The following is an 11,881-nucleotide window of genomic DNA, read 5'->3' on the forward strand; positions in this document are numbered from 1 at the left end:
CACGCGATAAAGGGGGTAAGTAAATGGCTGACATTTGGGATTGGGAGGGATGGCAGACTGGTCGCTCGGTCGTTAACAATTCGGCTACAGCTTTCAGTTTCTACGCGGGAATCCGACAGACGTATCATGCAAAGCAACTTCTGGGGGTGTATACCACGGCGCCGACATCCAGGCTTCCAGGCATTTCCAGGTTCGTACTGCCTCCTATTGACGTATTGGCGCGAACGGGAAAGTTTGATGAGATCGGTATGATAGCCCGCAGCGAAACAGTTCTGTCACATGCGCGTGCGGGAAGTCGTGTCGGGCGCGCTATCGGTCCCCTTATGGTGATCGACGCCGGTTATGATCTCGGAACTTACAAGGGCAGGACGGAAACGAGGTCTCTTGGAATATTAGGTGATAACTTAATAGGGATAGGATTAGGTTGGGGGACCTCTGCTGGCGCAGGGGCAGCATTGACGGCCTTAGGTGGAACTGCGCTGCTAGGGACGCCTCCGGGATGGATTGCCTTAGGGCTGGGAGTGGGCGTCGGAGCCGTATACTCGCTTGTGGCCGGCGGCACCGTTCGCGATGGCATTACAAAATTATTCGACGATATTATTGACGCCGAGCGTAACTCATTTTCCTCACCTAAATCTTACCAAGCTTACTTGGATGGCCTTGCCCACGCTCCACAAGGAGCCATCCCGTACGAACGGGTGCATTTGTCCTGGTTTGATTTGGAAGAAGGCCAGAAAGCTGGCCTTACGCCCGGTCAGATGAAGCGGGAAATCGTCCTGGGCGAAAAAGCGGCTGCCGGGTATATGCTGGCGCATCCAACACAGCAGCAACCGTTCGTATACACTCCTGAGATGCGGGCCGCCGCGATTGCCGCTGGTCTTGAACTTGATGGCCCGGAAAAGGTTTCTGCTTTACTTGATCGCCAGCCTATCGCTCGCGTTTCGGAGCCGCTTAATATTCGGCAGCGCGGAGGGTCGCAGCCGTCATTCCGTCAAAGCGAGAACGAGAGCATGTCGCGGCTGAGGGACTACCAAAAGCAGTCGCAATCCTTGACTTCCCGGACAACTGGCGGTCTATCGCCAACGGAGCGCGACGAGCGCAATGCGGCAACAAGGGCGAAAAGCATACCGCAGACTTATGCCGGGCAGGATCGCAGAAGCATACCGCAGACCTATGCTGGGCAAGATCGCAGAAGCACACCACAGACGTATGCAGGGCAGGAGCGCACACCGTCTCAGCCCGCCCTGCGAGACAATCAGTACACCAAGGGCTACGGCAGCGGTTGGGGACAAAGAAGTCCGGTTCTCCTGGATATTTCTGGTTCGGGCCTCGCCATTGAGACCTTATCGTCGTCCTCGCGGTTTGTGGATCTTGACGGTGATAGCTACCAGCACCGAACCGCCTGGGCGGGAACAGGCACAGGCGTTCTCGTCCTCGACGCGAACGGCGACGGCAAGATCAGTCAGTCGAACGAGTTTGTCTTCACCGAATGGGATTCTTCGGCGACGAGCGACCTCGAGGCGTTGAAGCATGTCTTCGACACCAACGGGAACGGCAAGTTGGATGCGGGCGATGTCCAATGGTCGAAATTTCGTGTTGAGGTCAACGGCCAACTCGTAACTCTTGATAGCCTGGGGATCATCTCGATCGACCTGACCCCGAAGGGCAGCGGCCAGACCTACGAGGACGGTTCCGCCATCACGGGAACAACCACGTTCACCCGCGTCGACGGCACGACAGGAACGGTCGGCGATGCCAAGCTGGCGAATGAAGACGCCGCCTATATCGTCAAGACAACCAGCATGACAAAGGCCGACAGCTCGGTCGAGAAGACGATCCTTGCTTACAATGCCGATGGCAGCCTCGCCTTTCGCAATGTCGTCACCACCAGCGCTGACGGCAAAAGCGTTCAGACGCAGTTCGACGATGACGGCAACGGCACGTTCGATCGTTCGCAGACTAACGTGCTCGCCGTCGATGCTGCCGGCGTCCAGACGAAGACCGTTTCCAACTTCAATGCCGACGGATCGCTTGTCGATCGCACCACGACCGTTACTAGCGCCAATCATCTGATCGTGACCACGACAGTGGATCAGGACGGCGACGGTATAACAGATCAGCGCCAGATCTACATCCAGAACGCCGATGGTTCGACCACGACGACCACGGAGCAGCTTAGCGTCAACGCCACGCTCCTGAAGAAGACGATGGTCACTTCGTCTGCGAACGGCCTGGTAAAGACGACCAGCCTCGATCTCGATGGCAACGGGGTCTACGACGATATCGTCACGGAGACCACCACGGTCGCCGCGGATGGCACGCGGAATAAAACGACCGTCGACCGCAGTTCGGGCAATAAGGTTCTTTCGCAAATCGATACGTCAACCAGTTCTGATGGTCGCACCATAACAGTTTCGGTCGACGCGGACGGCAATGGACCCCGCGAAACGAAAACTGTCACCACATCAACCACGGCGGCATCAGGCGACGTGACGCTCGTCACTTCGACCTACAACACCAACGTATCCTCTATTCTGCGTTCGAAAACGACGACGATCACTACTGCCAATGGACTGTCGACGACAGTCCATAGCGACGTGAACGCCGACGGCGTCAACGATTTCACCGATACCGATGTTACGGTAATCGACGCGAATTACCGAACGCAGACGGTACAGCACCGCACCAAGAGCACTACGGGTACGCTGCTATCGCAGACGGTGACCACGACCAACCTCGACGGGAAAAAGATCACGATCGTCGAGGATGGCAATGGTGACCTCAAGACCGACGGACTGACCGAGATCGTCGTCGGGACCGATGGGCAGACGACCAATACGGTCAGCACGCTGAACTCCGACGGGTCGCTGGTTACCAAAACCGTCACGGTGACGTCCGCCGACGGCCTGTCGAAGACCACAAGCACCGACGCGAATGGTGATACCGTCAACGATCTCGTGGTGACGGATGTCATTACCACCGAGGCCAATAGCAGCCGCACGGAAACCGTGACGTCGAAGAACGCCAACGGCGCGCCCATCGCCACATCAGTCACAAACACAACGGCCGACAGCCTGACCCAGACCGTCAAGACCGATGCCAACGGCGACGGCGTCTTCGAAGACACGACGACCGATGTTATTGTTCTTGACGGCACCGGCAAGCGCACGGAAACGGTGACGAGCAGGAGCGCCGACGGAACGTTGAACGCGCAGACCATCACCGAAGTGAGTGCGAACCGCCTGACGACCACCGTCTGGACGGATGCCGACGGCGACGGCAAGATCGATACACGCCAAGTCAAGGTTATCGCGCTTGACGGCTCGGTCAAGACGACGGAAACGGCATACACTCCGAATGACACCGTCGCCGGCACGACCAGAAGCACCGTCACCGTCAGCGGCGACGGTCTGACGACGACCACGTCGGTCGATCTGAACCGCGATAGTGTTGCCGACCGGATAACGACCGATCGAACGGTGCTCAATACAGACGGCAGCAAGACCGAGACGATCTCTCTGACGGGCAGCGATACCACGCGTCTCAACAAGAAGACCATCCTCACCACCGGCAACGGCATGTCGATCACCACGAGCGAGTACATCAACGGCGACGAAGTGCTCGATACCAAGACGACCGATGTCACGACGTTCGATACCTACGGGCTGCGATTCCAGACCGTGTCGAATTTCCGGGGAACGACGCTCGCAAATTCGGCGAAGGTGACGACCAACCTCAACGGCCTTTCCGGATCGACTGATTACGATCTGGACGGCGACGGCACGATCAATCAGACTTTGTCCTGGAAGAAAACGCCGCTCGATCCGCTCGGATCGGTCACCACCACCGAAACGGTCAGGGCAACTGACGCCGACGCGACGCTGATCTCGCAGACAATCACCGCTGTCAGCGCCGACCAGAAAACCACTACGGTGAGCACGAAGATCGATGCCGACGCCGTCGTCGACCTTCTGGAAACGATCACCATCGACAGTGCTGGAACGCAGAAGTACGAGGTCAAACAATATAAGGCTTCCGGCGCTCTCGAAAGCCAGTCGGTCGTCACCACCTCGGATGATGGTCTATCAAAGACCTTGAGTTCCGACCTCGACGGAAATGGGATCTTTGAACTCGTCACCACCGATGTGACAGTGTTGAATGCCGACGGCAGCCGCACGGAGACGATATCGAGGAAGGGGATCGCCGATGCGCTCATCTCCCGCACGACGGCGAATGTCAGCGCCAACGGTTTGAGCAAGACGACGAGCTGGGCCGATGCCAGCGGCAATGCCGTCCGCTCCATGAGCGACGTCACCGTCCTCAACGCCGATGGCGGCACGACGGAGACGCTGTCCTACTTCAAGCCGAATGGAACGACGCTGGAAAGCAAGACCGTTACGACGGTTGCGGCACATGGTCTCTCGGCGACCGTCACCATCGATGTCGACGGTAACGCCACCGTCGACAAGAAGTCAGTCACGACCAAGCAGGCTGACGGCTCGACAATCCAGACGTTCAGCGACTACGGCGCCAACGCCGTTCTAAAGGATTCCAGGAAGGTCACGACGTCTGCCGACGGACTGACACAAATCACCGAATACGACAGCGACGGCAATGGAACGGTCGATAAGAAGACGATCATCACCACGGTACTGAACGCCAATGGCAGCAAGACGACCAGGACGGACAATATCGTCGCCGGCGTGACCAAGAGCATTACGCTGACCGATGTGTCCGGCGATGGTCTGACCACGATCACCAATTGGGATACCACAGGCACCGGCGGCGGTACGACCTTCAACAAGAGCGGGTCTGATGTCACCGTACTGAACGCCGATGGCTCAACGACGCAGACGATCAGCAATTTCACCGGCACGACGCTGACCAGCCGCAGCCTCATCACCACAAGCGCTAACGGACTGTCGATCACGACCCAGATCGACCCCGCCGGTGCCGGCTCCTACAGCCAGACCTCGACCGATGTCACAGTCTTAAATGCCGATGGCACCAAGACGCAAACGGTGGAAAGCAAGAAGGCTGATGGTTCGCTGATCTCCAGGACCATCACCACGATAAGCGCGAACGGCCTGATCGTTGCATCGAGCGAAGAGCGTCCGGGCTTTGGCAACCAGACCGTCACCGATACGACCACGGTCCTGGCTGACGGCGCCATTCGCGAGACCGTCGAGATGAAGGATGGTGGCGGGGTTCTGATCGGCAAGGTCGTCACTCTCACCAGTGCCGACAAGCTGACCGTCACAATTAACCGTGACGGCAACGGCGATGGCATCGTCGATCAACGCCAAGAGACCGTCACCGCCAATTCCGGCATCCAGACATCGGTAACGACTAACTTCAAGGCCGACGGAACGACGATCAAGGACAAGTCAACCGTTATAGTATCAGCCGACGGTCGCCAGAAGACGACCACTTGGGACCTCGACGGCAATGGGGCGATCGACCGTCAGCGGGTGACGAATTTCACCGCCAATGCAGACGGCGGCAGCACGTCCGTCATCTCGGATACGAAACTTCCAGGCGGGGCGCTGATCTCGAAAACGACAATTAATTCATCTGCCGACGGCAAGCTCACGACGACGTCGAAGGACACCAATGGCGACGGTACAGTCGGCGATCAGGTCGAAAAAGTCACTATCGATTCCACAGGTGCATCGGTTTCCGTGGTCACCAACAACGCGACAGCACGAAACAGCTCTAACCTGACGCCCGGCGTCGTCTATTGGGCTCAGGCGATCGCCGCCAAGATCGAGACGACCACCTCGGCTGACGGCCGCACCACAGTCGCCAAATATGACTATGACGGCAACGGTGTGTATGAGACTGTCATGCTATCTACGCTTCAAGTGGATGGTTCTGTCGTCACGACGGTGACGGAAAACAACGCCAACGGTACGGTCAAGGCCAAGGGCACGATTGCAACCAGTGCCGACGGCCTAGTCACGACCCTATCGAAAGATACCGACAACAATGGCAGCATCGATCATGTCGAGACAGCGGTCACCCATGCCGACGGATCTATCACGCTGAACAAGAAAGACGCTAACGCCGTGAAGCAAACCGTTGTCGAGGAGGTGCGGTCAACCGGTACGCTTGCTTCTCGGAAAACGACAGATCTCGGCGGATTGAATTGGTCCTACAGTGAGGAAACCTTTGATTCCTGGGGTCGTGCAGCGTCTAATAATGTTGTCTACGATAACGGTACACGCCTTGCGTACATATTCGATGCGGCGAGCACGAAGTCCTGGTGGCAACTCCAATACTCCTACACCGGGACCACGCTCGTTTGGCTGCGGGAATTTTGGGACAACGGTACACTGACCCATCGGCAATACGACTACGATCCCAACAACAACTATTGGCAGATCGCCAATGACGAGTGGCCTGACGGAACTCTGATCCAGCAAACCAAATATTTCGACAACGGCAATTACGATGTCACCAGAGACGGTGTGACCTATCACTATAATTCGAGCAATGAACTGATTGGACCCGTTCTTCTGGATCTTGACGGCGACGGCCATGTGGATCTTCGTCCAATCGATCTGACAAACATGGCGGCCTCGCCGACGTACGACTGGGATGGAGACGGCGTCCGCGACACGACCGCCTGGGCTGGTCCTTCCGATGGCTTCCTCGCCATCGACCTCGCCTCCGATGGAACTGCTGGGTCTGACGGTGTCATCGACCAAGCAAAGGAACTGGCCTTCTCGCTTTGGGCTGAACAGGACGGGGCGGAAGGGAGTATCTCGGACCTCGATGGCGTCCGACTCGTCTTCGATACCAATCACGACAACGTGCTGAACTCCGATGACGAGCGTTGGAACGAGTTCCGTGTTTGGCGTGACGCCAACCAGAATGGTCTCACCGACCAGGGCGAACTTCTAACGATGACAGATGCCGGCATCAAGCTCATCAATTTGATGCCAACCAGGGATGGCTCTCAAGCCTTCGCAGATGGGTCGGTGATTACAGGAACGAGTTCGTATGAAACTCTGGACGGGTCGAAGCATCTCGTCGTCGACGCATCGCTCAACTATCGACCCGCCAATGTTGCATGACAATATGCCCCGCTTCATGCCGGCGCCTCATGGCGCCGGCATACCCTCTCTTCCCTGATCCCACGCCATGATGGACATCCAGACAGCATCCGGCCCTCCCGCGACGGAAGCGGAGGTTAGAGACGACCTTCCACCAGCACCAGAAGCGACAGTCGCCGACAGCGGACTGGCGGCGATCTGCGCTGTTGCCGGCTATTTCAGGATCGCATCGCGTCCGGAGACTCTGAGCCGTGAGCTTGCGCTGACCGCGCCGGCCGCACCCGACGACCTCTTGCGGGCAGCCAAGATCGTCGGCCTGAAGGCGCGCACCATCCGCGTCGATAACGCCAAAAGGCTGACAACTCTTCCGGCGCCGGCAATTGCCTTGTTGAAGGACGGTACCTTCGCGATTTTCGCCGGCGTGGCCGCCGAGGGGCGATATCGGCTGATCAATCCCATCGATTTCTCCGCCCGCAATGTCGAGGCCGAGGAGCTTCTCGCGCTGACCTCAGGCGCGTTCATCCTGGTCCAGAGGCGTTTCGCCGGCCCTGGCGCCTCACAGCAGAATTTCGGGTTCCGCTGGTTCCTGCCGGCGATCTGGCGCTATCGGCGTGCCTTCGGCCATGTGCTGATCGCCTCGCTCGTCATCCAGATCTTCGCGCTGGTGACGCCGCTGTTCTTCCAGGTTGTCGTCGACAAGGTGCTGGCGCATCGCAGCTATTCGACACTGATCGTCCTCGTCGTCGGCCTTGCCGCCGTCGGACTCTTTGACGTGGTGCTGCAATATCTCAGAACCTATGCACTATCGCACACGACAAACCGCATCGATGTCGAGCTTGGCCGGCGCCTCTTCCGGCATCTCCTCAACCTGCCGCTCAGCTATTTCGAGACCCGCGCCACCGGGCAGACCGTCGCAAGGGTGCGCGAGCTCGAAACCATCCGCAATTTCCTGACCGGTCAGGGCCTGTTCTCCGGCCTCGATCTTATCTTCACCGTCATCTTCATCTTCGTGCTGTTTTCCTACTCCTCGAAGCTCGCCTGGATCGTCGTCGCCTCCATTCCCTTTTACATGGCGATCGGATTTCTGATCCGCCCCTTCCTCAAGGAACGCATCGACGAGAAGTTCGAGCGCGGGGCCTTTAGCCAGCAATTGCTTGTAGAAACCGTCGTCGGCATCCAGACGCTGAAGGCGTCGGCGGTCGAGCCGGTGGTCTCCTCGCAATGGGAAGAGCGGCTGGCTGCGTATGTGCGCTCGTCATTTCTGGCGACCATGCTGGCGGCGAAGGGGCAGAACGCTATCCAGTACGTCAACAAGATCACCTCGGCCGCTCTGCTGCTCTTCGGCGCGCAGGCGGTCATCGATGGCGAACTGAGTGTCGGCGCTCTGGTTGCCTTCAATATGATCGCCGGACAGGTCTCCCAGCCGATCCTGCGCCTGTCGCAGCTCTGGCAGGATTTCCAGCAGGTGCAGGTTTCCATCGCCAGGCTCTCGGATATTCTCAATGCCCCGCAGGAACCGCGCCCGAGCGTTGCCGTCAGTCTGCCGCCGCCGAAGGGAGCGATCGCCTTCAAGGCGGTGAACTTCCGCTATTCTCCCGATGGCCAGGATGTGCTCAAGGACATCAATTTTTCGATCCGGCCGGGCGAAGTGATCGGCATCGTCGGCCCCTCCGGCTCCGGCAAGTCGACGCTGACCAAGCTGGTGCAGCGCTTCTATATCCCGAACAACGGCCAGGTCTTCGTCGACGGTCAGGATATCGCCCAGGTCGACCCGGCCTGGCTGCGGTCGAATATCGGCGTCGTGCTCCAGGAAAACATGCTATTCAACCGGACGATCCACGACAATATCTGCATGGTCAATCCGGCCATGTCGCGGGCCGCCGCCATTCAGATGGCGCGACTGTCAGGCGCCGACGAGTTCATCGCCAAGCTGCCACGCGGCTACGATACGCTGATCGAGGAGCGCGGAGCCAACCTCTCCGGCGGCCAAAGGCAGCGTCTGGCCATTGCACGCGCCCTTGCCACCAATCCGCCGATCCTCATCCTCGACGAAGCGACGAGCGCCCTCGACTATGAGAGCGAGCGCATCATCCTCGGCAATATGCGCGAGATCGTCCGCGGCCGCACCGTCATCATCATCGCCCATCGCCTGGCGACCGTGCGACACTGCAACCGCATCATCGGCATGAAGGACGGACGCATCGTCGAAGAGGGAACACACGAAACGCTGCTTGCGCGCCCGAACGGGCTCTATGCCCATCTGTGGCAATTGCAGACGGGGCCAGTCCAATCATGAACCAGACCGTCCAGCCTCCTCGGCTTCCGCCGAAGCCACAGAAGCGATTGCAGGTGGACAACGAGTTCCTGCCGGCCGCACTCGAGATTCTCGAAACGCCGGCATCGCCCATCCGTACGGCGCTGATCTGGTTCCTCTGCCTGTTCACCGCCGGCGCTCTGATCTGGAGCTATGTCGGCAGATTCGATATTGTCGCAACAGCGCAGGGAAAGATCCAGCCGACCGGACGCGTCAAAGTGATCCAGTCGATTGAAGTCGGCAAGACGATCGCGGTCCCGGTCTCGAACGGCGCCAAGGTGGAAGCGGGAGACATTCTCGTTGAGCTTGACCCGACCGAAGCCCGGGTCGAAGTCAACACGCTGACCACCAGCCTCGCGGCATTACGGGCGGAGGTCACGAGGCGCGGTGCGGCATTGGCTGAGGTCAATGCCTGGCAACGCGGCGATCTTTGGAGCGGAACGCGAAGGATTGAGATCGTCCCGGAATTCGCCGACTCCATACCAGCGGAGATCCGCACGCGCGAGGCGTTGCTCTACACGTCCGATCTCGAGCAGCTCGCGTCGACCCTCGACAGTCTCGCGGCCCAGCGCAATCAGCAGTTCGCCGCGCTGAAGAGATATACCGAGATGGTCACCGCCCAGCAGGCGCTGGTGGCCACGCTTGCAGATCGCGTTACAATGCGCTCCAACCTCGTCGATCTCAGCGCCGGATCGAGATCCGGCGTCATCGATGCCGTCGAGATCAGGCAGAAGGAAGAGGCAACGCTTGTAGAGCAGATCGGTCAGCGGGCAGAGGCGGAGACCGCGATCGTCGCGGCGACGAGCGAAGGCCTGAAAGCCATCAAGACCTTCGTCGCCGATAATGCCGAGAAGCAGGCGGCAGCATCGCGAGAGATCGACGAGAAGGAACAACAGCTGGTCAAGGCGGCCAAGCGGCTGGAGTCGATGACGATCAAAAGCCCGATCAATGGCATCGTCCAGACATCGGCCATTACCACGGTCGGTCAGGTGGTGACCGCTGGCGCTGAACTGATGCGGATCGTCCCGGATGATGCCTCACTCGAGATTGAAGCCTATTTGCCGAACAAGGACATCGGCTTCGTCTCGCCCGGGCAACCCGCCGTCATCAAGATCGAAGCCTTTCCCTTCACCCGCTACGGCATCGTCAACGGCAAGGTTACTCGCGTTGCGACCGATGCTATTCCGGAACCGGATGCGCAGCAGCTCGAAGGCCAGCCAGCAAAGGAGCTGCAGAGCATAATTCCGATCGGCAATGCGCAGCGCGTCCAGAACCTAGTCTTCCCGGTCACCATCAAGCCGGATGTGGCAAGCATCGACATCGATGGAACACGCGTTGCGCTCTCACCCGGCATGTCCGTCACAGTCGAGGTCAAGACCGGCAGCCGGCGCATCCTCGAATATCTCTACTCTCCGCTGGCCGAGATCGGATCGGAAGCGATGCAGGAGCGTTAGTCGCTGAACGGTGACATTGTGCCCGGGATTCGAACCTTCCGGTTGAGCGCTATCGGCCGGATCTTTCTCTCGACGCTGTTGTTGTCAATCTCGATGCCACCGTCGGTCGGGAATACGCCGAGGCCGTCCCAGTATTTGGCGATATAGGCAAGCGCTTCCCCGAGCGGCGACTTCCCAGCGACGCAGGCACGATGATGGGTCAGCCAGTTCCGCAGGCGTTGATCGCTCCTGCCTTCCAGCCAGGGCGAGCTTCAGCGCTTCAGCGGAGCGGCCGAGTAACTCAATGCGATAGAGTTCACCAATGCGCCTGACGCCTTTCCTCAGCAACGAGCGCTACGCCAGTACGGGTGATCTCGACAAGCTTGCGGCGCGCATGCGCCCAACAATAGGCGAACTGAATCTAGGGATCGACGCGGTCCGGTATCAGCCGATTATATCCCGCGTAGCCATCAACCTGAACGACGCCCGCTAACCCCTGTAATATCCGTTCAGCATGCTGCCCGCCACGGCCGGGCGGCGCTTCAGGTCGGCAATCCAGGCGTCGAACCGGTCGCAGTTCGAAAGCTGCCCAACCGACCCAATCCGCAAGCGTGGAGCGGTCGAGATCGATGCCCTGACCGCTCATGATCTGAGCCTGTCGGTAGAGCGGCAAATGGTCGGCGTATTTGGACACCAGCACATGCGCGATGGTCGCCTCGGGGGGCAGTCCGGCGTGGTTCTCCGAAATGATCTGCGCTTTGACGTCATCCGGCCAGTGCCGCCGGTGAACCTACGTCCAGACCCCTGGTTGCTAGAACCTCCAATGTAGTCAGCATGGAGAAACTCATTTTGCTCGTCCGTGGAAAGGCAATCACAGATTAGAACGGACGAGGCAACGTGGGGGCGGAACACGGTTACCGTCAGATAGTGGGAGCGAGGTCAATTTGCCGACAACATTCCGCCAGCGGTGCCGTCTTTCCCATAGCCCTTGTCTCGAAGTCGATCACTCCCGCTGGTGATAAGGAACTTCTTAGAGATGAGTCTAGGGAGCGCGTGGCTGACCACTACCTCCACCG

The 11,881-nt window shown here is 59.0% G+C and carries 3 protein-coding genes and 1 pseudogene; 3 read left to right on the top strand and 1 reads right to left on the bottom strand.

The features are described from left to right. Positions 1–23 precede the first annotated feature (23 nt). The 3 genes from B5P46_RS06795 to B5P46_RS06805 all read left to right on the top strand — a co-directional run bounded on the left by B5P46_RS06795 (position 24) and on the right by B5P46_RS06805 (position 10,826). Positions 24–7,079: a hypothetical protein gene (locus tag B5P46_RS06795; protein ID WP_245456111.1), complete on the top strand. Its 7,056-nt coding sequence runs from the start codon at positions 24–26 to the stop codon at positions 7,077–7,079. Between the two features lie 67 nt (positions 7,080–7,146). Then, positions 7,147–9,354 carry a type I secretion system permease/ATPase gene (locus B5P46_RS06800; RefSeq protein WP_129418018.1) on the top strand — a complete coding sequence of 736 codons (2,208 nt, stop codon included), beginning with the start codon at positions 7,147–7,149 and terminating at the stop codon, positions 9,352–9,354. Continuing rightward, complete coding sequence (locus tag B5P46_RS06805; protein ID WP_129418019.1) at positions 9,351–10,826, top strand: HlyD family type I secretion periplasmic adaptor subunit; 1,476 nt, start codon at positions 9,351–9,353, stop codon at positions 10,824–10,826. The genes B5P46_RS06800 and B5P46_RS06805 overlap by 4 nt, the downstream gene beginning before the upstream one ends. Before the next feature lie 35 nt (positions 10,827–10,861). On the opposite strand, the pseudogene B5P46_RS06810 reads toward B5P46_RS06805, so the two are convergent. Further along, positions 10,862–11,535 (bottom strand): annotated as a pseudogene (locus B5P46_RS06810) (IS66 family transposase); the annotation flags it as partial. Positions 11,536–11,881: the final 346 nt, after the last annotated feature.

It is taken from the genome of Rhizobium leguminosarum, from assembly GCF_004123835.1.
Classification (GTDB): Bacteria; Pseudomonadota; Alphaproteobacteria; order Rhizobiales; family Rhizobiaceae; genus Rhizobium; species Rhizobium leguminosarum_M.

Coding starts and splice junctions, on each gene's coding strand:
- B5P46_RS06800 (WP_129418018.1), top strand. CDS start 7,147: ATGATGGACATCCAGACAGCATCCGGCCCTCCCGCGACGGAAGCGGAG.
- B5P46_RS06805 (WP_129418019.1), top strand. CDS start 9,351: ATGAACCAGACCGTCCAGCCTCCTCGGCTTCCGCCGAAGCCACAGAAG.
- B5P46_RS06795 (WP_245456111.1), top strand. CDS start 24: ATGGCTGACATTTGGGATTGGGAGGGATGGCAGACTGGTCGCTCGGTC.